20 protein-coding genes and 1 tRNA gene are annotated in these 20,973 nt (G+C 68.6%); 15 read left to right on the top strand and 6 right to left on the bottom strand.

Going from position 1 to position 20,973, the window contains the following annotated elements; all coding sequences use genetic code 11:
• The first annotated feature begins 73 nt into the window (after positions 1-73).
• From WIX39_RS10160 to WIX39_RS10170, 3 genes are all read left to right on the top strand, one after another.
• Entirely contained in the window at positions 74-685 is a 612-nt protein-coding gene (locus tag WIX39_RS10160; RefSeq protein WP_081266420.1) for a glutathione S-transferase N-terminal domain-containing protein, read from the top strand.
• 157 nt (positions 686-842) lie between these two features.
• The gene (locus WIX39_RS10165) at positions 843-1,424 is read left to right on the top strand and encodes a ClpXP protease specificity-enhancing factor (RefSeq protein ID WP_081266419.1); all 582 of its coding nucleotides are present in this window, start codon (positions 843-845) and stop codon (positions 1,422-1,424) included.
• A 64-nt stretch (positions 1,425-1,488) separates the two neighbouring features.
• A tRNA-Thr gene (locus WIX39_RS10170) sits at positions 1,489-1,564 on the top strand.
• 38 nt (positions 1,565-1,602) lie between these two features.
• Here WIX39_RS10170 and WIX39_RS10175 read toward each other — a convergent pair.
• The 3 genes from WIX39_RS10175 to WIX39_RS10185 form a co-directional block, all read right to left on the bottom strand.
• Positions 1,603-2,772, bottom strand: coding sequence for a GGDEF domain-containing protein (locus WIX39_RS10175; protein ID WP_409195001.1), 1,170 nt, complete (start codon positions 2,770-2,772; stop codon positions 1,603-1,605).
• Positions 2,773-2,946: 174 nt separating this feature from the next.
• A complete protein-coding gene (gene recJ, locus WIX39_RS10180; protein WP_106935524.1) occupies positions 2,947-4,764 on the bottom strand; it encodes a single-stranded-DNA-specific exonuclease RecJ in 1,818 nt (605 codons plus the stop codon).
• Positions 4,761-5,648 carry a hypothetical protein gene (locus tag WIX39_RS10185; protein WP_409195002.1) on the bottom strand — a complete coding sequence of 296 codons (888 nt, stop codon included), beginning with the start codon at positions 5,646-5,648 and terminating at the stop codon, positions 4,761-4,763. The genes recJ and WIX39_RS10185 overlap by 4 nt, the downstream gene beginning before the upstream one ends.
• Positions 5,649-5,872: 224 nt before the next feature.
• On the opposite strand from WIX39_RS10185, the gene WIX39_RS10190 reads away from it, so the two are divergent.
• Positions 5,873-7,129, top strand: coding sequence for a lipoprotein-releasing ABC transporter permease subunit (locus tag WIX39_RS10190; RefSeq protein WP_081266415.1), 1,257 nt, complete (start codon positions 5,873-5,875; stop codon positions 7,127-7,129).
• Positions 7,122-7,883 (top strand): lipoprotein-releasing ABC transporter ATP-binding protein LolD, encoded by a 762-nt coding sequence (gene lolD, locus WIX39_RS10195; RefSeq protein ID WP_234382801.1) that lies wholly within the window; start codon positions 7,122-7,124, stop codon positions 7,881-7,883. Before WIX39_RS10190 ends, lolD begins: the two co-directional genes overlap by 8 nt.
• Positions 7,884-7,909: 26 nt before the next feature.
• On the opposite strand, the gene WIX39_RS10200 is transcribed toward lolD, so the two are convergent.
• Together WIX39_RS10200 and WIX39_RS10205 are read right to left on the bottom strand one after the other, a co-directional pair.
• Positions 7,910-8,167, bottom strand: a complete 258-nt coding sequence (locus WIX39_RS10200) for a hypothetical protein (RefSeq protein WP_106935522.1) — start codon at positions 8,165-8,167, stop codon at positions 7,910-7,912.
• Positions 8,168-8,346: 179 nt separating this feature from the next.
• Entirely contained in the window at positions 8,347-9,117 is a 771-nt protein-coding gene (locus WIX39_RS10205) for a sigma-70 family RNA polymerase sigma factor (protein ID WP_106935521.1), read from the bottom strand.
• An 81-nt stretch (positions 9,118-9,198) separates the two neighbouring features.
• Between WIX39_RS10205 and WIX39_RS10210 the strand changes: the two genes are divergently transcribed.
• The gene (locus WIX39_RS10210; RefSeq protein ID WP_409195003.1) at positions 9,199-9,825 is read left to right on the top strand and encodes an ATP-dependent Clp protease proteolytic subunit; all 627 of its coding nucleotides are present in this window, start codon (positions 9,199-9,201) and stop codon (positions 9,823-9,825) included.
• A gap of 8 nt (positions 9,826-9,833) precedes the next feature.
• On the opposite strand, the gene WIX39_RS10215 is transcribed toward WIX39_RS10210, so the two are convergent.
• The gene (locus WIX39_RS10215) at positions 9,834-10,223 is read right to left on the bottom strand and encodes a RidA family protein (protein WP_081266413.1); all 390 of its coding nucleotides are present in this window, start codon (positions 10,221-10,223) and stop codon (positions 9,834-9,836) included.
• A gap of 191 nt (positions 10,224-10,414) precedes the next feature.
• Here WIX39_RS10215 and WIX39_RS10220 point away from each other — a divergent pair, with 191 nt between their 5' ends.
• The 9 genes from WIX39_RS10220 to WIX39_RS10260 all read left to right on the top strand — a co-directional run bounded on the left by WIX39_RS10220 (position 10,415) and on the right by WIX39_RS10260 (position 20,933).
• Positions 10,415-11,989, top strand: coding sequence for an ABC transporter substrate-binding protein (locus WIX39_RS10220; RefSeq protein WP_106937538.1), 1,575 nt, complete (start codon positions 10,415-10,417; stop codon positions 11,987-11,989).
• A gap of 16 nt (positions 11,990-12,005) precedes the next feature.
• Positions 12,006-13,274: a lactonase family protein gene (locus tag WIX39_RS10225; RefSeq protein ID WP_106935520.1), complete on the top strand. Its 1,269-nt coding sequence runs from the start codon at positions 12,006-12,008 to the stop codon at positions 13,272-13,274.
• A gap of 11 nt (positions 13,275-13,285) precedes the next feature.
• A complete protein-coding gene (locus WIX39_RS10230) occupies positions 13,286-14,227 on the top strand; it encodes an ABC transporter permease (protein WP_081266485.1) in 942 nt (313 codons plus the stop codon).
• 3 nt (positions 14,228-14,230) lie between these two features.
• Entirely contained in the window at positions 14,231-15,070 is an 840-nt protein-coding gene (locus WIX39_RS10235) for an ABC transporter permease (RefSeq protein ID WP_081266411.1), read from the top strand.
• A complete protein-coding gene (locus WIX39_RS10240) occupies positions 15,070-16,110 on the top strand; it encodes an ABC transporter ATP-binding protein (RefSeq protein ID WP_106935519.1) in 1,041 nt (346 codons plus the stop codon). Before WIX39_RS10235 ends, WIX39_RS10240 begins: the two co-directional genes overlap by 1 nt.
• A 157-nt stretch (positions 16,111-16,267) precedes the next feature.
• Positions 16,268-17,248, top strand: a complete 981-nt coding sequence (locus WIX39_RS10245) for an ABC transporter ATP-binding protein (RefSeq protein ID WP_106935518.1) — start codon at positions 16,268-16,270, stop codon at positions 17,246-17,248.
• A gap of 5 nt (positions 17,249-17,253) precedes the next feature.
• Positions 17,254-18,549 (top strand): amino acid deaminase, encoded by a 1,296-nt coding sequence (locus tag WIX39_RS10250; RefSeq protein WP_409196337.1) that lies wholly within the window; start codon positions 17,254-17,256, stop codon positions 18,547-18,549.
• Positions 18,550-18,559: 10 nt separating this feature from the next.
• Positions 18,560-19,459 (top strand): MurR/RpiR family transcriptional regulator, encoded by a 900-nt coding sequence (locus WIX39_RS10255; RefSeq protein ID WP_081266407.1) that lies wholly within the window; start codon positions 18,560-18,562, stop codon positions 19,457-19,459.
• Entirely contained in the window at positions 19,452-20,933 is a 1,482-nt protein-coding gene (locus WIX39_RS10260; protein ID WP_106935516.1) for an N-acyl-D-amino-acid deacylase family protein, read from the top strand. Before WIX39_RS10255 ends, WIX39_RS10260 begins: the two co-directional genes overlap by 8 nt.
• Positions 20,934-20,973: the final 40 nt, after the last annotated feature.

Here is a 20,973-nt window from a genome sequence, read left to right on the forward strand (position 1 = left end):
CCCAAGGCGCCCGGTCCCACAGAGTGGGTTGCCAACGCGACCCACTCTTTTTGATTTTTAGGAGTCTCTCGCCATGATGGTCTTGTATTCAGGAACGACCTGCCCCTTTTCCCACCGCTGCCGCTTCGTGTTGTTCGAAAAGGGCATGGACTTCGAGATTCGCGACGTCGATCTCTACAACAAGCCCGAAGACATCAGCGTGATGAACCCGTACGGCCAGGTGCCGATCCTGGTCGAGCGCGACCTGATCCTGTACGAGTCGAACATCATCAACGAGTACATCGACGAGCGCTTCCCGCATCCGCAGCTGATGCCCGGCGACCCGGTCGACCGCGCCCGCGTGCGCCTGTTCCTGCTCAATTTCGAGAAGGAACTGTTCGTGCACGTGTCGACGCTCGAGAACCGCACCGCCAAGGGCAACGACAAGGCGCTCGAAAAGGCCCGCTCGCACATCCGCGACCGCCTGACGCAGCTGGCCCCCGTGTTCCTCAAGAACAAGTACATGCTGGGCGACAACTTCTCGATGCTCGACGTGGCCATCGCGCCGCTGCTGTGGCGCCTCGACTACTACGGCATCGACCTGAGCAAGAACGCCGCGCCGCTCTTGAAGTACGCCGAGCGCATCTTCTCGCGTCCGGCCTACATCGAAGCACTGACGCCGTCTGAAAAGGTCATGCGAAAGTAATTAAGATCGCCCCCAGGCTTCGCGCACTTCGTGTCGCTTCGCCAACCCCCGCCCGGGGGCAACACCTGCGGCCCGGCAGAGCCGGTTCCGCGGTGTTCCGCGAAGAGACAGTGGCCAATCCGGGGCCGCGATTTCGCGATTGCACGGTACCAATTTCATGATCAACGCGCTCGAGTCGTCTTCCACCCGCCCGTACCTCATCCGGGCGCTTTATGAATGGTGCACCGACAACGGGTTCACCCCCTACGTCGCTGTGCAGGTCGACGACACCGTCCAGGTTCCGCGCGAGTACGTGAAGAACGGCGAGATCGTGCTCAACATCAGCTTCGACGCGACCAGCTCGCTCAAGCTGGGCAACGACTTCATCGAGTTCAAGGCCCGTTTCGCGGGCAGTGCGCGTGAGATCAGCGTGCCCGTAGGGCGCGTGATCGCCATCTACGCGCGTGAGAACGGGCAGGGCATGGCGTTTCCCGCGCCGGTGCCGGCCGCTTCCGCGTCGGACGGCGGCAACAGCCACCACGCCGATGCGCCGGCGCCTTCGCCGCAAGGCCCCGCGCGCATGCCGCTGCGCGATGCCTCGCGCGGCACCGAGGGCGACGCCGGCAAGATCGTCCACCTGGTGACGGGCGACGATGCCGACGAAACGGTCGACGCCGGCCCCGCGACCGATCCCGCCGACGAGCCGCCGCGCCCGCCGGCCGGTGGCGGATCCAGGCCGTCGCTGAAACGCATCAAGTGATTCGGCCGGCCGGCCGGACCATGCCGGCCACGCCACTAGAATCACGCACTGAAGAAATTCACCAGCCGCTTTAGCTCAATTGGTAGAGCACCCGCCTTGTAAGCGGAAGGTCGTCAGTTCGATTCCGACAAGCGGCACCATTCGAGACCCCTGGCTCATCCGTGAGCCAGGGGTTTTTTCATGCGCCGCGCGCGGCGCCGCCCGAATGCTCTCCCGCGAACGCATAGGCCGGGCCCATGCGTTGGCGCTTGCAGCGTTGCAGCGCCTCGCCCGCCGAAGCCATCAGGGTGGCGAACGTATCGCCGTCGGCGGGGTGGCAGGCGATGCCCATGTTCAGTTCGCCGCCCGCCAGCAGCCGGCCTTCGTAAGTGACCGGCGTCGCGCCGGCGGTCTCGATGCGGATCGCCATTTCGGCGAGCTTCTGGCGCGTCGGGCTGCCGGCCAGCAGCAATGCGAATTCGTCGTCGCCCAGGCGCGCCACCATGTCGTCGGCGCGCACCTGCTGGCGCAGCCGCTGTGCGATGGCCGTGAGCACAGCGTCGCTCCCCGCGCGGCCGTGCCGCTCGGTCACGCGGCTGAAGCCGTTCAGGCCGACCAGCATCAGCGAGAACGGCCGGCCGTCGCGCAGCCATTCGTCGCCACGGCTTTCAAAGCCGGCGCGGCTGGTGGCACCGGTGAGGGCGTCGGTGCCCATGGCGCCCATCAGCGCGTGCGTGCGTGCCTCCAGCGCCTTTTCGGAACGCAGCACATGCCGCAGGCGCACGCCGACGGCCAGGGCGAGCATCACGAGCTCCGCGATCGCCGCGGCTTGCGCCATGTTCGGCCGCCCGGGGGGCCAGGGCGTCTCGCTCCAGCTCGGCAGGCGGGTAGCGGAGATGCCCGCCAGCAATATCAGGGCGCCGATGCAGAAGAGCAGCGCGGGCCAGCGCAGGCCGCGCAGCGAGAAAAGCGCACCGGCCACCAGGACCACCGTGGCGGCGACCACCAGCCCCTGCACGGCGCGCAGCGTCCACGCCAGCTGTGTCTCGACCGCGGCATACAGCAAGGTCAGCACCAGCGCGATGCCGACACCCTGCGCGACCCGGTCCAGCCGGGGCGCGAAGTGCCGCAGCCGCAGCAGCTGCCGGGCGAATTGCAGCCGGAAGATCGCCCAGAGTGCCAGCGCAGCCGCCGCCCAGTGCGCGAGCGGATCGTTCGGCGCCAGACTGTTCATTCCGGCGAAGCCGAGCAGCGCGAAGCCGCAGGCCAGCACGTAGTAGCCGTGGATCAGCGTGCCGAACACCAGCAGCAGCACGAGGCCGCATGCCATCAGGCCGCCCAGCAGGCCATAGCTCACGCCGTCGGTCATGAACGACGGTCTTTCATGAAGGCAGGGCTGGGGCGGGGCAGGAGCGGCATCCGGGCGGATCGGGGCAAAAAAAGCTTAGGACAGTAAGGTAACCGATCGTATCCGCGAGACCGCGCCACACCATGCACCGCGTCTCACAAATTGCCGCGCCGCGGCTTGCCTGACGTTTTTCCGCTAGAACTCCGCGCCTTCCACCAGGAAGCGCAACCGGCGCACGCCCTGCCATTCGTCCGCGTCGAGCCGGAACGCCAGCTTGACCCTGGGCGGCAGCGGCTCGGTGTGGCTGAACCAGATGGCGTCGATCGGCTGGCCCTGGTGCCTGAGCTTGAGCGACAGGTGCTTCTCGCCCACCAGCCGCTGCGACACCACCTCGACCTCCTCGCTGAAGGTGGGAGGCGCGAAGCCCTGGCCCCAGACCTCGCGGTGCAGCGTGTCGACAAGGTCGATGCGCATGTACTCGCGCGCGATTGGCCCGTCGGTCTCGATCTGCCGGGTGAGCGCGGCGTCGGCCAGCAACTCACGGGCGACCTGTGCGAAGCCTTTCTCGAAAGTCTCGAAGTGCTCGCGCGCCACCGTGCAGCCGGCCGCCATCGCGTGGCCGCCGAAGCGCAGCAGCACGCCCGGATGGCGCTTGGCCACGAGGTCGAGCGCGTCGCGCAGGTGGAAGCCCGGGATCGAGCGGCCCGAGCCCTTGAGTTCCTGCTCCTTGCCCGGCGCGCCGCTCGCGGCGAAGACGAAGGTCGGGCGGTGGAAGCGGTCCTTGATGCGCGAGGCCACGATGCCCACCACGCCTTCGTGGAAGGCCGCGTCGAACACGCTGATGGCCGGCGGCGGCGCCGCGATGCCCTCGCCGTCGGCGCCGGTGGAAAACAGCGACTCGGCCAGCAGCAGTGCCTGGTCGCGCATGCCGCCTTCGATGTCGCGCCGCTCGCGGTTGATGCCGTCGAGCATGCGCGCGAGTTCCTCGGCGCGGCCGGCGTCGTCGGTCAGCAGGCATTCGATGCCCAGCGTCATGTCGGCCAGCCGGCCGGCCGCGTTGATGCGCGGGCCCAGCGCGAAACCGAAGTCGAAGGTGGTGGCCGCAGAAGCATTGCGGCCCGCCGCCTTGAACAGCGCGGCCACGCCGGCGGGCATTGCGCCGGCGCGGATGCGGCGCAGGCCCTGCGCCACGAGGCGGCGGTTGTTGGCGTCGAGCTTCACCACGTCGGCCACGGTGCCGAGCGCGACCAGCGGCAGCAGCGCATCGAGCTTGGGCTGGGGTTTGCCTGCCCCCCGGCTTGCCATTTCATGTGCTTCGCCACCCCCCGAGGGGGAGGCTGGCCCGCCTTGGGGCGGCCCGGCGGCGGGCGCAGGCGTGTCGAACACGCCGCGCCTGCGCAGCTCGGAGCGCAGCGCCAGCAGCACGTAGAACATCACGCCGACGCCCGCGATGCTCTTGCTCTCGAACTCGCAGCCGGGCTGGTTCGGGTTGACCAGCACGTCGGCCAGGGGAAGCTCCGGGCCCGGCAGGTGGTGGTCGGTCACCAGCACCTGCAGGCCGCGCGCCTTGGCGGCGGCCACGCCTTCGACGCTGGCGATGCCGTTGTCGACGGTGATCAGCATGTCGGCGCCGCTCGCGGCCACGCGCTCGGCGATGGGCGGCGTGAGTCCGTAGCCGTCGACCACGCGGTCGGGCACGAGGTAGCTCACGTTTTTGGCGCCCAGCAGGCGCAGGCCGCGCACGCCGACCGCGCAGGCGGTGGCGCCGTCGCAGTCGTAGTCGGCCACGATGCACAGGCGCTTGTCCTGCGCGATGGCGTTGGCCAGCAGCACGGCGGCTTGTTGCGTGCCGCGCAGGGTGTCCGGCGGCAGCAGTCGGGCGAGGCCGTCGTCGAGTTCGTCCTTGGCGCGCACGCCGCGCGCTGCGAACAGGCGGGCCAGCAGCGGGTGCACGCCGGCCTGCTCCAGCGCCCAGACGGTGCGCGGAGGGATCTCGCGGTCGACGATCTTCACAGCGACTCCAGCACTTCGGCCGCGCGCTTGCGGTCGAACAGGCTCCTGGCCCAGCGGCTCAGGCCGCGCTGCTGCACGGTGTAGCGCTGTGCCGCGCGGTCGCCGCACAGGGTGAGCGACACATCGGCGCCGCGCGTGTAGTCGGCCAGCAGCGAGGCGATGTCGCCCGCGTCCAGCGCCTGCCAGGCGGCGGCCCAGCCGACGCCGTCGTCGCGGATGGCGGCGACGCGCAGGGCTTCGCACACGGTGGTTTCGCAGGCGGCGCTCGGCAGGGGCTGCGCCGCCAGCGCGCCGGTGCCGCTGAGCCAGAACGAATTGATGGGCGGCACGCCGCGCGCGGCGCGGTCGTCGTTCACGCGCTGGGTGTAGAGCAGCATCTGCATTTCGTTCTGCAGGCGGCGCAGCGGCCGGGCAGCCTCGGCCAGCGGCGACCACTGCGAGATGGGCCAGCCCACGGCACGGTCGATGGAGGCGGTGGCCAGTCCGTCGAAGATGCGCGCACGCGCCAGCCAGCGGCCGGGCACGGGCGAGGGGTGCAGCGCGATGCCGTCTTCCTCGAAGAAGGGGCGGGCGGCTTCGAGCAGCGTGGCCGATTCGCCGGCGTCGATCTCGATGACGGACGGGTCGCCCAGCACCACGTCGTCGATGCCGACTTGCCAGTTGCACAGCGTGACCACGCCCCAGCCCTCGGTGTCGCTGGCGGCGGCGATGCCCAGGCGCCGGGCCTCAAGCGCGGCCCAGGGAATGCAGCCGTCGTCCGCAGTGATGCCCAACTCCCGCGCGAGAGCGCGTTCGTGCGGTGGTGAGCGCGTGCTTTCGTCCTGCGTGTCGGTGTCCGCGAGGGTCAGGCGCAGCAGCAGGGTCTCGAGATTGGGGAGCCGCAACGTGGGCAGCGCCGCGCGGCATGCCGGGGAACCGCGGCCGGCAAAGGGGATCAACAGGTGACGTGGGAAGGTTTCGGCCATCTCCCTATTGTCCGGGAAGCCCTGAGGTTGTCCGGAATGCCACAATTCCGACGTATGACCTACCCCCTCGCTCATCACTTCGTGTATTCGCTGCCCCCCGAGGGCGGGCCAATTTCCCTTGAGGCGGCTCGGCGGAAAATTTGATGCGATTCCCCTATGAACTGCAGCTAGGCTGGCGCTACACGCGCGCAGGCCGGGCGACGCGGCGCAACGGCTTCATCTCCTTCATCTCCGGTGTATCGATGCTCGGCATCGCGCTGGGCGTGGCGGCGCTGATCATTGTGCTCAGTGTGATGAACGGCTTCCAGAAGGAGGTGCGCGACCGCATGCTCGGCGTGGTGTCGCACATCGAGATCTTCTCGCGCGACGGACAGGCGCTGCCGCAGCTGGAAGAAATCATGGCTGCCGCGCGCAAGCATCCCGAGGTGATCGGCGCTGCGCCCTTCATCAACACGCAGGCGCTCATTGCCCGCGGCGAGGACATGAAGGGCACCGTGGTGCGCGGCATCGACCCCAGGCTCGAGCCCGAGGTGACCGACACCAACAGCATCGCCGCGCGCGGCACCTTCGACAAGCTGGTGCCGGGCGAATTCGGCATCGTGCTGGGCGCCGAGCTGGCGCGCTCGCTGTTCGTGCAGCCGGGCGACAAGGTCACGCTGGTGGCGCCGGGCGGCCAGGTCACGCCGGCTGGCGTGGTGCCGCGGCTGAAGCAGTTCACCGTGGTCGGTACCTTCGACTCCGGCCACTACGAATACGACTCCGCGCTCGCCATGGTCCACGAGCAGGACGCCGCCAAGGTATTCCGCCTCGAGGGGCCGACCGGCATCCGCCTGAAGCTCAAGGACCTGAACGAAGCGCGCGAAGTGGCCGACCAGCTGGCCGTGAGCCTGCCGGGCGAGTTCCTCATCCGCGACTGGACGCGCCAGAACAAGACATGGTTCGCGGCCGTGCAGGTCGAGAAACGCATGATGTTCATCATCCTCACGCTGATCGTGGCGGTGGCAGCCTTCAACCTGGTCTCCACGCTCGTGATGACCGTGACCGACAAGCGCGCCGACATCGCCATCCTGCGCACGCTGGGCAGCTCGCCGCGCAGCATCATGGGCATCTTCGTGGTGCAGGGCGCGATGGTGGGCGTGATCGGCACCGTGGCCGGTCTGCTGCTGGGGCTGGGCATCGCCTACAACATCGACGTGATCGTGCCGTTCCTGGAGCGGCTGTTCCATGCGAGCTTCCTGCCGAAGGACATCTACCTCATCAGCAAGATGCCGAGCGATCCGCAGCAAAGCGACATCGTGCCCATTGCGATCATTTCCCTGGTGCTGTCCTTCGTGGCCACCCTGTATCCGAGCTGGCGCGCCAGCCGCGTGAACCCGGCCGAGGCCCTGCGCTATGAGTGAAATGACCCCCACGCTCGGCACTGCCGTGTCCTCGCTGCCCCCCGAGGGGGCCGCCATCGGCTTGGGGCGGCCCGGCGCCAATGGTGTCGTATTGAAAGCCCGAGGCCTCACCAAGCGTTTCCACGAAGGCCGGCTGGACCTGACCGTGCTGCACGGCGTCGACCTCGACGTGCACGCCGGTGAAACCCTGGCCATCGTCGGCTCCTCGGGCTCCGGCAAGAGCACGCTGCTGCACCTGATGGGCGGGCTCGACGCGCCCACCTCGGGCAAGGTCGAACTGCTGGGCAAGGACATCGCCCATGCCGACGCGGCCGAACAGGGGCGGCTGCGCAACCAGCACCTGGGCTTCGTCTACCAGTTCCATCATCTGCTGCCCGAATTCAGCGCGCTCGACAACGTGGCGATGCCGCTGAAAATCCGGCGCGTGGAGCCCGCGACGGCGGCGGCTTCGGCGTCGAGGATTCTCGAGAGCGTGGGCCTGGGCCAGCGCCTGCACCACCGGCCGGCCGAGCTGTCGGGCGGCGAGCGCCAGCGCGTGGCGATCGCGCGCGCGCTGGTCACGCAGCCCGCCTGCGTGCTGGCCGACGAGCCCACCGGCAACCTCGACCGCAGCACGGCGGACACGGTGTTCGCGCTGATGCTCGACCTGGCGCACCGGCACGGCACGGCATTCGTGATGGTCACGCATGACCAGGAGCTGGCGAAGCGGTGTGACCGGGTGCTGCAGCTGGTGGCTGGGCGGCTGGCGGGCTGAAGAGGCTGTGCGGCCTTTCTTCGTGCCTAGCGATTCGTCAACAAGGCAGAAGCGGTGGCCCGCAGTACCAGCGCGCGATCGGGTTCGTCGATCACGTAGGGCGAGTCGAGCAGTTTCGCCATCAGCCGATCGAACTGGCGACGGACTTGTTCCTTTGCCGGATGGGCCATGTAGAGGGCATGGAGCATGGAGCAGATGCCGGAAATCTGCGTGTCCAGTGCATCGATATCGCCTAGCCGTCCTGCAGCCTCGGCAGCGGCCAAGAATTGTTCTTCGTGCGTCATGGGTCTTTGACCGTCCTTTGACGGTGCCTTCTGGGATTGGCGCCCTTGTGGGGCGCATGCGCCTCGAAATCGAAGCAAACCCAAGATACGCAAAACCAATACCAATGGATTACATTTCAAATGACGATCCTTGCATTTTGTGACTTATTTCACGGCCACTAGGTGCAAAGTAGGCAACCCTAGTACAGCGCCTCTTCCGTCTGCCGCACATCCAGCGGCAGCACGCACAGCAGCTTGCCCCTCAGCGTCAGCACCAGGCCGAGGCGCCCTCCGATCTGCATGACCCGGCACACCGTGTGCGGCGCGGCATCGTCGGCAACGGGCGCGGACACCGCCACTGCTGCCGACATCGCGACGGCCCGCGCCGGCGGCTGCCGCAGCAGCGCAAGCAGCATCCGGGCATCGCAGTCGCCCAGCGCCTGCCGGTACACATGGAAGGCCGCATCCGAGCCGGCTTCGTCTTCGTTTCTTTCATGGCGCAGCCGAAGCAGCGCGCGATGCAGTTGCTGCCTGCAGGCCGCCTCGGTCTTGCCGCTGGCCTCTGCAATTTCCTTGAAGCTGGCTTCGAAGACTTCGCGCAGCAGCACGGCGGCGCCATCGGCCAGCGACAGCCTGGCGGCGATCAGGCGCAGCGCCTGGTCGATGGATTGGGCCTGCGCGGCATCGGCTTCCGCCGAGGGTGCCTCGGGGGACAGTGCTTCGGCATCCCGCAGCCAGCGCCGCATCCAGCCGTCGCGCCGCAGCCGGTCGATGGCCAAGTTCTGCATCACCGTTGTCAGCCAGGCCTGCGTCGAATCGGGCCCGGGCCTGTCGCCCATTTCGAGCGCGCGCAGGTAGGTGTCCTGCACCACGTCCTCGGCGTCCGCCGCGCCGCCCAGCATGCGCGCCGCCGCGCGAACCAGCCGGCTTCTCAATGCCGGGAATTGCGAGAGATAGCGTTCATCGAGCATCGGCGCAGCTTGCCATGGCGCGCAATGTCACGAAACTGTGGGCCTGTTCGTCAAGACAGTCCAACCACAGGAGCTTTCTTCATGACCGACATGCCCATGTTCTCGACGCAATCCGACGATGACGACACCAAGCCCGCCGCCACCGCCGAGCCGCGCAACTCCTACCTGGAGGAAAAGGCGTTCAAGTCGCGCACATTGCTGATCTTCGGCAGCATCAGCGATTCGGTGGCCGCCGACGTCACGCGCCGGCTCATCGCGCTGGACGCCGACAGCGCCGACAAGCCCATCGACATCCTCGTGAGTTCGCCCGGCGGCCACCTGGAGTCGGGCGACGCCATCCACGACATCGTGCGCTTCATCAGCGCGCCGGTGAACATGATCGGCACCGGCTGGGTCGGCAGCGCGGCCACGCACCTGTTCCTGGCGGCGCCGCGCGAGCGCCGGGTGTGCCTGCCCAACACGCGCTTCCTGATCCACCAGCCCAGCGGCGGCGCGGGCGGGCAGGCGACGGACATCGCCATCCAAGCGCAGGAAATCATCAAGGCCCGCCAGCGCATCGCGCACGAGATCGCGCGCGAGACCGGCAAGCCCATCGACGTGGTGCTGGCCGACATCGAGCGCGACCGCTGGCTGTCGGCTGAAGAAGCCGTCGAATACGGCCTGGTCTCGCGCATCATCCAGCGCAAGACCGAACTGCAGAAAGGCTGAGAGGCCGATCAGGCCTTGGGCTTGTACGCGACGACGTCGATCTCGACGCGCGCGTCGATCATCAGCCGGGCCTCGGTGGTCGAGCGCGCCGGCTTGTTCTCGCCGAAGTAGCTCATGTAGATGCGGTTGAAAGCACCAAAGTCGCGCGCGTCCTGCAGCCACACGGTGCTCTTGCACACGTCGTCGAGCGTGGCGCCGGCCAGCGCCAGCACGGTCTTGATGTTTTCCATGACCTGGCGCGTCTGCGCCTCGATGCCGCCCACCACCAGCTCGCCGTTCTTGTCGACGGGCACCTGGCCCGACACGTAGACGAAGTCGCCGGCGCGCACGGCCGGGGAGAACGGACGCACCTGGCGGTCGGAGGCAAGGGGCGGGGCGCCGAGGTATTCGAGAGGCATGGGGACTCCTGGAGGTTGAAGAACTGTCTGGGAATGGGAAGCCGCGAGTATCCATCCAATCTGAAAATCTATTTCAGAAAAACCCTCAGGCAAGGGTTAAAACGGATGATTTGGCATGGATAGTGCTTCAAAGTCCGGGCCGAAAAGAAAATTTCTTTCACAAATTCGCCCGCCCCATGAAGGAGTTCCCCATGCCCCACGCCGGTCTTGTCCAGCGCCTGCCCATGCTGTCGAAGCGCAGCCTGCTGGGCGCTTCCCTGCTCGCGATGCTGTGCGCCGCGCTGCCCCACCAGAGCGCCCATGCCCAGGGCCCGCGCAATTTCGCCACGCTGGCGATGGTGGCCGAGCCGCAGACGCTCGACCCGATGGCATCGACCGCCGACCTGGTCGGAACCATCATGCAGCACGTGTACGAGACGCTCTACACCTTCGACGCCAAGTGGAACGTGGTGCCGATGCTGGCCGAGGGCATGCCGAAGATCTCGGCCGACGGCAAGACCTACGCCATCACCTTGCGCAAGGGCGTGATGCTGCACAACGGCCGCGAGCTCACGGCCGACGATGTGGTGGCCAGCCTGCAGCGCTGGATGGAGCAGTCGCCGCGCGGCAAGGCCGTGGGCAAGGAAATCGACAGCCTCAAGGCCAAGGGCCCGCTGGCGGTGGAGGTGGTGCTGAAGGAACCCTACGCGCCGCTGCTGTCGCAGCTCGCGCTGCCCAGCGGCATGGCGGCAATCATGGCCAAGGACTCGATCGCTTCGCCGTTGAAGGACTTCGTGGGCACCGGCCCCTACAAGTTCAAGGAGCGCCGCCCCGACCAGTTCGTGCTGCTCACGCGCTTCGACAAGTATTCGGCCCGCAAGGAGGCCGCGAGCGGCTACGGCGGCAAGCGCGAAGCGGCCATCGAAGAACTGCGCTTCGTGCCCGTGCCCAACGCCAGCACGCGCGTCGAAGGCGCGCTGGCCGGCCAGTACGACTTTGCCGACCTGCTGCCGGTGGAAGCGCTGCCGCGCCTGGAGAAGTCGGGCGGCAAGACCGTGCCGATCATGACGCCCTCGTTCGGCTTCCCGTACCTCGTGCTCAACACCAAGGAGGGCGTGGCCGCCAGCCAGCCGGTGCGCCAGGCGATCCAGACCGCGCTGGGCGAAGGCGAAATGCTCGCGGCCGGCTTCGGCGACACGCGCTTCTTCGTGGCCGAGGCCAACCACTTCCCCAAGGGCTCGCCTTTCTATTCGACGGCCGGTGCCGACCAGTACAACCAGCGCAACGCCGCCAAGGCCAAGGAACTCGCGGCCAAGGCCGGCTACAAGGGCGAGCCGATCCGCGTGCTCACCAGCCGCCAGTACGACTTCCACTACAACATGGCGCTGCTGATGGCCGAGCAGCTCAAGCGCGCCGGCTTCAAGGTCGACCTCAACGTGGTCGACTGGGCCACGCTGGTGCAGCGGCGCAACGACGCCAAGCTGTGGGACGTCTACGTCACGCATTCGGGCCAGTTCCCCGAGCCCATGCTCTCGCCGCCGCAGCTTGGCGACGGCGCGCCCGGCTGGTGGGACTCGCCTGCCAAGAAGTCGGCGCTGCAGGCCTTCAACGTGGAGAGCGACCCTGCCAAGCGCGGCGCGCTGTGGGGCAAGGTGCAGCAGGTGGTGTACGACGAGGTTCCGTACATCAACGTCGGCAAGTTCAACGGCCTCTCGGCCAAGAGCCCGGCGCTGGACAACTACACGCCCGCGACCTGGCCGTTCTTCTGGAACGCGAAGATCAAGTAAGGCGGGGAGCACAGCCATGACGTCGCGTCGCCAACTTCTGCAAGCCAGCGCACTGGCCTCCGGCCTCGGAGCCCTTGGCCTCACCGCCTCCACCGTCCAGGCCGCAACCGCCGGCCCCGTCTACGCCTACGTCGGCACCTACAGCGACGGCGGCAAGCCGTGGCGCGGCGGGCGCGGACTGGGCGTGCACCAGTTCGTGCTCGACAGCGCGACCGGCGCGCTCAAGCCCATTCCCGGCGCGCCAGTGGCCGTGGCCAGCACGGGGGAGGGCGCCAAGTTGCGCAACCCCGCGTCGCTCGCGCGCCATCCCACGCTGCCCATGCTGTATGCGGCCAACGAGTTCGAGGCCGGCTCGGTGTCTGCTTTTCGTATCGGTACGGGTATCGGCGCGAATGGCGCGCTGTCGTTCGTGTCTGAAATGCCCTGCGGCGGCAAGGACCCGGCCTACATCAGCGTGCACCCCGACGGGCGCTTCCTGTTCACCGCCAACTACGCCAGCGGCGATGTCAGCGTGATCGCGCTGCGCGCCGACGGCACGCCCGACACCGACCGCGCCGCTGTCGTCTACAAGGACGCCGACGCCTGCGGCGCCACCGCGTGCAAGCCCGGCGCCGACTTGGTGCCGGCCGCCGCGCGTTCGCACGAAGGCTTTGCCACCAGCGACCATGACGGCCCGCATGCCCACATGGTGCATGCCGACCCGAAGGGCAACTTCGTGCTGGTGGCGGACCTGGGGCTCGACCGCGTCATCTCGTACCGCTTCGACCGTGGCACCGGTGTGCTGAGCCAGCCCAGCACGGTGGCCGTGTCCGAAAGCTCGGGCGCGCGCCATTTCATCTTCCATCCGAACGGCAAGTGGTTCTACCTGGTGAACGAGGAGGCCTCGACTATCGCCTTCATGCGCTACGACGACGCCAGCGGCGTGCTCACACTGGTGAGCGAGACCTCGGCGCTGCCCAAGGGCTTCAAGGGCACCAGCTACGCATCGGGTATCCGCATGCTGCCGGACGGCCAGCACTTCGTGTCGCTCAACCGCCTGCACGACTCGATCTCGCTCTTCAAGGTCGACGCCCGCACCGGCGCCCCCACGCTGGTGCGCGAGGAATGGTCGCGCGGCAACTACCCGCGCAGCTGCACGCTCGACCCGAGCGGCAGGTTCCTCTACGTGTGCCACAACAAGCAGGGCGACAACGTGACGGTCTTCCGCGTCAAGGGCGGCGACATCCAGTTCACCGGCCAGTACGTTGCAGTGGGCAGCGCGGCGGCCATCGAGTTTTCCGCGTGATGAAGAAATCGCTGTTGCGCTACATCGCTTCCCGGGCGGCCGGCATGCTGGTGGTGCTGGCCATCGTGGCGGTGCTCGTGTTCGTGCTCACGCGCGCGGCATCGGGCGATCCGGTCTCGGTGCTGCTGGGCGACCAGGCCACCGCCGCCGACATCGCGCGCGTGCAGAAGGAGTACGGCCTCGACAAGCCGCTGCCCGTGCAGTTCGGCTACTGGCTGCGCGAGGTGCTGCAGGGCAACCTGGGCACTTCCATCTTCCTGCAGCGCCCGGTGACGCAGGCGCTGTGGGAGCGCTCCGAACCCACCACGCTGCTCGCGCTGATGGCCGTGGCCATCGCGGCGCTGATCGGCGTGCCGTGCGGCATCGTCTCGGCCGTGTTCCGCGGGCGCGTGGTCGACCAGCTGTTTACCGGCATCGCGATGCTGGGCGCGAGCATTCCGAGCTTCTGGCTCGGCATCGTGCTCATACAGATATTCGCGGTGTCCTTCGGCTGGTTCCCGGTGTCGGGCTACGGCGCGCCCGATGCGCCGTTCGCCGAGCGGCTGCATGCGCTGGTGCTGCCGGCCACCGTGCTGGGCCTGCTGAACTCCGCGCTCATCATCCGCTTCACCCGCGCCTCGATGCTCGACGTGCTAGGCGAGGACTACGTGCGCACCGCGCGCTCCAAGGGCTTGAGCGAAAGCGTGGTCGTGCTCAAGCACGCGCTGCGCAATGCGCTGGTGCCCATCGTCACGGTGATCGGCCTCACCGTCGCGCTGATGATCGGGGGCGCCGTCATCACCGAGACCGTGTTCGGCCTGCCCGGCGTGGGCAACCTCGTGGTCAGTGCGGTGCTGCGGCGCGACTACCCGGTCATTCAAGGTGCGCTGCTCGTGATTGCCGCGATCTACGTGCTCATCAATTTCTCTATCGACCTGCTGTATGCGGTGGTCGATCCGCGCGTGAAGGTCTGAGCGATGCGTATGCCCCGAATGCTCCGCCAGCTGATGCATCGCCGCATCGTGATGGTTTCCGCGCTGGTGCTGCTGGTGATTGCCGTCATGGCCATCGGCGCGCCACTGTTCGCCTCCGCCGACCCCAACGACACGGCCGTGCTGGAACGCCTGAAGGCGCCGAGCGCCGAGCACCTGCTCGGTACCGACGAACTGGGGCGCGACATGTATTCGCGTATCGTGCACGGCGCGCGCTACTCGCTGGCCATCGCGGCGCTCACGGCGCTGGGCGCGGTCGTCGCCGGCACGGTGCTGGGCCTGATGGCCGGCTTCTTCCGCCGGCTCGATACGCCGCTGATGCGCGTGGTCGACGCGATGATGTCCTTCCCCGACATCCTGCTGGCCATTGCGCTGGTGGCCATCCTCGGGCCATCGCTCATCAACACGGTGCTGGCGCTGGTGCTGGTGTACACGCCGCGCGTGGCGCGGGTGGTGCGCGCATCGACGCTGGTGGTGCGCGAACTGCTGTTCGTGGAAGCCGTGCGCGCGCTGGGCGTGCGCACCTCGCGCATCCTGTGGCGGCACATCTTGCCGAACCTGATGTCGCCGATCCTGGTGCAGGTGTCCTTCATCTTCGCCTACGCCATCCTGGCGGAAGCGGGGCTCTCGTTCCTCGGCGTCGGCGTGCCGCCCGAGATCCCGACCTGGGGCACCATGGTCGCGGGCAGCCAGCAGTACGCGCACCAGGCCTTCTGGGTGGTGCTGTTCCCGGGGCTCGCGATCATCTTCACGGCGCTGTCGCTGCAACTGCTGGGCGACGGCGTGCGAGATTTGCTCGACCCCAAGCTGAAGAAAACCTCGTGATGACGACGAACGCCAACAACACCCCACGCCTCGCGGTCAGCAACCTGAGCACCAGCTTCCCGACCGAAGACGGCCTCGTGCGTTCGGTGGCCGACGTGAGCTTTTCCATCCAGCCCGGCAAGACGACCGCGCTGGTCGGCGAATCGGGCTCGGGCAAGTCGGTCACCAGCCTCACGCTGATGCGCCTGCTGCCCAAGACGGCGAACGCGCAGGTCAGCGGCAGCGCTTCCTTCGTGACGCGCGAAGGCAAGACGCTCGACCTGCTGCGCATCGGCGAACGCGAGATGCGCTCGCTGCGCGGCAACCAGCTGTCGATGATCTTCCAGGAGCCGATGACCAGCCTGAACCCGGTGTTCACCATCGGCGAGCAGATTGCGGAGAGCGTGCGCCTGCACAAGGGGCTGGACCGCAAGGCGGCGCTGGCCCATGCGCTGCGCATGCTGGAGCTGGTCGAGATACCGGCCGCGGCGCAGCGCATCCACGAATATCCGCACCAGCTCTCGGGCGGCATGCGGCAGCGCGTGATGATCGCGCTGGCCATGGCCTGCGACCCGACGCTGCTGATCGCCGACGAGCCCACCACCGCGCTCGACGTGACCATCCAGGCGCAGATCCTGGAGCTCATGCGCCGGCTGCAGGCCGAGACGGGCATGAGCATCCTTTTCATCACGCACAACCTCGGCGTGGTCGCGCACCATGCCGACGACGTGGTGGTGCTGTATGCGGGGCGCGTGGTCGAAAGCGCTCCGGTACGGCCGCTGTTCGCGCAGCCCGAGCATCCCTACACGCAGGGCCTGCTGGCCTGCCTGCCGGGCAAGGCGCGGTTGCCGGGGCAGCCCAAGCCCAAGCGGCTGTTCGCGATCCGCGGCCAGGTGTCGAGCCCGCTGGCGCCGCCGCCGGGATGCGCCTTCGAGCCGCGCTGCGACCTGGCGCTGCCCGCGTGCAGCGCGGCAATGCCGCCGCTGATCGAGACCCATCATGGGCGCGAGGCGCGCTGCGTGCGGGTGCAGCCGGCGCAACCTTTGGCGAGGGTTGCATGACGCTCACGCTGCTGTCCCCGTCTTGCTCCCTCCCCTTCCGGGGGAGGGCTGGGGTGGGGGCTCTGGGCGGTGGAGACCGTCGCAACAATGAAACGGCCGCGTGCCCCCACCCCAACCCTCCCCCGGAAGGGGAGGGAGCCAATACCGAATACCCACGATGACCACCGCCGCCCCCCTCATCGAAGTCCGCGGACTCAAGAAATACTTCGGCAGCAGCGACCGCCCGGTGCGCGCGGTCGACGACGTGTCCTTCGCCATCCAGCCCGGCGAAACGCTGGGCCTGGTCGGCGAATCGGGCTCGGGCAAGAGCACCATCGGCCGCACCGTGCTGCGGCTGCTCGAGCGCACCGGCGGCCAGGTGCTGTACCGCGGCGACGACATCGGCGCGCTGTCGGGCGAGCGCATGCGCAAGCTGCGCAGCAAGCTGCAGATCATCTTCCAGGACCCGTACGCCAGCTTGAACCCCAAGATGCGCATCAGCGCCATCCTCGGCGAGGCGCTCTCCACGCACGGCCTGCACAAGGGCGCCGCCGCGCGCGACAAGCGCATCGCCGAGCTGCTGGAAACCGTGGGCCTGCGCGCGGAGCATGCGAGCCGTTTTCCGCACGAGTTCTCGGGCGGGCAGCGCCAGCGCATCGGCGTGGCGCGTGCGCTGGCGGTGGAGCCTGAATTCATCGTGGCCGACGAGCCGCTGTCGGCGCTCGACGTTTCCATCCAGTCGCAGGTCATCAACCTGCTGGCGGACCTGCGCGAGCGCCTCGGCCTGACGATGCTCTTCATCTCGCACGACCTCGACGTGGTCGAGTACCTGTGCGACCGCGTGGTGGTGCTCTACCTGGGCAAGGTGATGGAAGTCGCCACCACCGACGAGCTGTTCGCGCGCCCCGCGCACCCCTACACCCGCGCGCTGCTGGCCGCCAGCCCCAAGCCCGACCCCGAGGTGGCGACCGAGCGCATCGCGCTGAAGGGCGACATTCCCAGCCCCATCTCGCCGCCCTCGGGCTGCGTGTTCCGCACGCGCTGCCCGCATGCCATCGAAGCCTGCGCCCAGGCCGTGCCGCCGCTCGAAGAAATTTCGGCAGGACACTACAGCGCCTGCATCCGAACCAGAGAACTTCCATCCAACATCGCCGCATGACCTCCATGACCGCCGCCAACGATTTCAACGACCCGCTGCTGGGCAGCAACTTCAAGGGCTATCCGCGCACGCAGGCGCCGCGCCGCCGCAGCGAAGTCGGCGCCGCCGGATGGAACGTGCTCGCCGGCGACCTGCCGCTGCCGCTGGCCGTGCTCAAGCGCGAGGCGCTGGAGCACAACCTGGCCTGGATGCAGTCGCGCGTGCGCGAGTGGGGCATCGACCTCGCGCCGCACGGCAAGACCACCATGTCGCCGCAGCTGTTCCAGCGCCAGCTCGACGCCGGCGCCTGGGGCCTGACCTTCGCCACGGTCACGCAACTGGCCGTGGGCGTGGCGGCCGGCGCGCGCCGCACGGTCATCGCCAACCAGGTGGTGAGCGACGAAGACCTGGCGGGCATCCAGATGCTGCTGAGCCAGCATGCCGACCTGCGCATCGTGTTCCTGGTCGATTCGCTGGCGCAGCTCGCGCTGATCGAGGACTGGTCGAACCGCCATCCCGCCAGCGTGCCTTTCGAGGTGATGATCGAGATCGGCGTGGAGGGCGCCCGCACCGGCTGCCGCACGCATGAGGAAGCCGTGGCGCTGGCCACGCGGCTGCGTGCCAGCGATGCGGTCAAGCTGGTGGGCATCGAATGCTACGAAGGGCAGGGCGCCACCGGCCAGAGCGAGCCCGACGCGGCCTATGCCAAGGCGCTGATGGACCGCGTGGAAGCCGTTGCCCGCCATTGCGATACCGGCAAGCTGTTCGAGACCGACGAGGTGCTGGTCTCGGCCGGCGGCTCGGCCATCTTCGACCTCGTGGCGGGCCGGCTCAAGCCGGCGCTCGGCGCGCCGGTGCGCGGCCTGCTGCGCTCGGGCTGCTACGTCACGCACGACCATGGCTTCTACAAGCGCATGGTGAGCGCGGTCGACGAGCGCCTGGGCTGCGGTTGCGGCGAAAGCCTGGTGCCGGCGATGGAAGTGTGGGCCACGGTGCAATCGCGCCCCGAGCCCGGCCTGGCGATCCTGGCGGTGGGCAAGCGCGACATCTCCTTCGACCTCGCGCTGCCGGTGCCCATCGCACGCGCCGCGCGCGGCGTGCTGCAGCCGCAGGCCGTGCCCGCCGGCTGGAAGATCACCGCGCTGAACGACCAGCACGCCTACCTGCGCTGGGATGCGAGCGAAGAAGCCGAGGCGCCCAGGGTGGGTGACCGTGTCGGCCTCGGCATTTCGCACCCCTGCACCACCTTCGACAAATGGCACTGGATGCCGGTGGTCGAGAACGACTACCGCGTGAGCGACGCCGTCGCCATGCACTTCTGAGCACGCTGCGATGACCCCCTCCCTGCTCCAGAAAATCGCGCAGATACGCAGCGACGCCCCGGCGACGCGGCGCGCGATTCTCGACCTGATCCTCGAAGACCCCGACCGCGTGCTCGAAGAGAGCTTCGAACAGCTGGCCGAGCGCTCGCGCAGCTCGGTGCCGACCATCATGCGCACCTGCCGCGACCTCGGTTTTGCCGGGCTGCGCGAGTTCAAGCTCGCGCTCGCTCAGGAGCTGGCGCTCGGCGGCTCGCCGCTGCACCGCCGCGTGAACATCGAGGACGCGGCCGATGAAGTGGTCGGCAAGATCGCGCGCAGCGCGGCGGCATCAGTCTCGGGCGTGCGCGGGCAGCTCGACATGCAGGTGCTCGACGGCGCGGTGGCGGCCATCGCGGCGGCGCCGCATGTGGACCTGTACGGCGCGGGCGCCACATCGTGGTTCATGGCCAACGACCTGCAGGCGCGGCTGTTCCGCCTGGGCCTGTCGGCCAATGCCTGGGCCGACTACCACCTGCAGCAGGTGGCCGGCGCGGCGCAGCGCCCGGGCGGCGTGGTCATCGCCATATCGCACGTGGGCGGCATGCCGTCGCTGCTCGACGCGGTGGACATCGCGCGCGGGCAGGGCGCCAAGGTGGTCGCGCTCACGCGGCCCGGCACGGCGCTCGCGGCCAAGGCCGACTTTCTTCTGGGCCTGTCGGTGCCCGACGACGCGGTGATGCACGTGGGCATCGACGCCTACCTGACGCACCTCACGGCCATCGAGATACTGACGGTGCTGGTGGCGCAGCGGCGCGGCGAGCCCGCGGTGCAGCGCCTGCAGCGCGCGCGCGATGCGTTCCAGCGGCACGGCATCGATGCGACCACGCATCCGCTGCAAAGCTGGGACGGCGGGGGTGTCAAGCATGGCTGACAACAACGCATCATCGAAGGCCGTGCTGCTCGAAGGCGGCCTGGTGGTCGACGGCTCGGGCGGGCCTTCGTGGCCCGGCGACGTGCTGCTGCAGGGCGACCGCATCGTCGCGCTCGGCGAGGGCCTGCGCGGGCGGCTGCCCCAAGGCCTGGCGCTGGCGGACATCGACACTGTCGACTGCCGCGCCAAGGTCATCGCGCCCGGCTTCATCGACGCGCACACGCACGACGACGCCATCGTGCTGCGCGACCCGCTGTGCCTGCCCAAGGTGTCGCAGGGCATCACCACCGTGGTGACCGGCAACTGCGGCATTTCGCTCGCGCCGTACCGCACGCCGCAATCGCTGCCGCCGCTCACGCTGCTGGGCGCCGATTCGTTCAGGCACGCGAGCATGGCCGAGTACCGCGCCGCGGTCGATGCGACGCAACCCGCGCTCAACGTGGCCGCGCTGGTGGGCCACACCACCTTGCGCTTCGCGGCCATGGAAGCGCTCGACCGCCCCGCGAGCGCCGAAGAGCTGGCGCGCATGGAAGCGCTGCTCGACAGCTGCATGGCCGACGGCGCGCACGGCATGTCGTCCGGCCTGTTCTATGAAGAAGCCTTTGCCGCGCCGACCGAAGAGGTCACGGCGCTGGCGCGCGTGGTGGCCCGCCACGGCGGCGTGTACGCCACGCACCTGCGCAGCGAGATGCAGCAGATCATCGAGGCCCTGCACGAGGCCGGCGACTGCGCCTTCGAGGCCGGCGTGCCGCTGGTCATCTCGCACCACAAGTGCGCCGGCCCCGCCAACTGGGGCCGCACCAGGGAGACGCTGCCGCTGATCGAGTCGTTCGCGCGGCGCCAGAAGATCGCGATGGACGTGTACCCCTACGTGGCCGGCTCCACCGTGCTGCGCGAGGACCTGGTCGACGGCGTGATCGATGTGCTGCTCACCTGGTCCGACCCGCATCCCGAGATGACGGGCCGCCTCATCTCCGACATCGCGCGCGAATGGGGCACCACCGAGCAGGAGGCCTGCCTGCGGCTGAAGCCCGGCGGCGCCTGCTACTTCCAGATGCAGGAGGAAGACGTGGAGCGCGTCATTGCGCATCCGCTCACCATGATCGGCAGCGACGGCCTGCCGCACGACCGGCATCCGCATCCGCGGCTGTGGGGCGCGTTCCCTCGCGTGTTCGCGCGCTACTGGCGCCAGCGCCGGCTGTTCACGCTGGAGCAGGCGGTGCACAAGATGACCGGCATGACCGCGCGCAACCTGCGCATCGCCGACCGTGGACTGCTGCGCGTGGGTGCGATGGCCGACGTGGTCGTGTTCGACCCCGAGACCATTGCCGACACCGCGACCTACGACCAGCCGCATGGCGTGAGCCTGGGCGTGGAGCGGGTGTTCGTGAACGGCGTGCTGGCCTATCGCGGGGGCGAGGCCGAGGCGCGGGTGCTGGCGCGCGCGGGGCGGATGCTGACGCGCGCGGCCTAGGCCGTTCATCGGCTGGAGCCTGTTGCTCACGGTTATTCAC

Source organism: Variovorax sp. AB1(2024), from assembly GCF_037482385.2.
Classification (GTDB): Bacteria; Pseudomonadota; Gammaproteobacteria; order Burkholderiales; family Burkholderiaceae_C; genus Variovorax.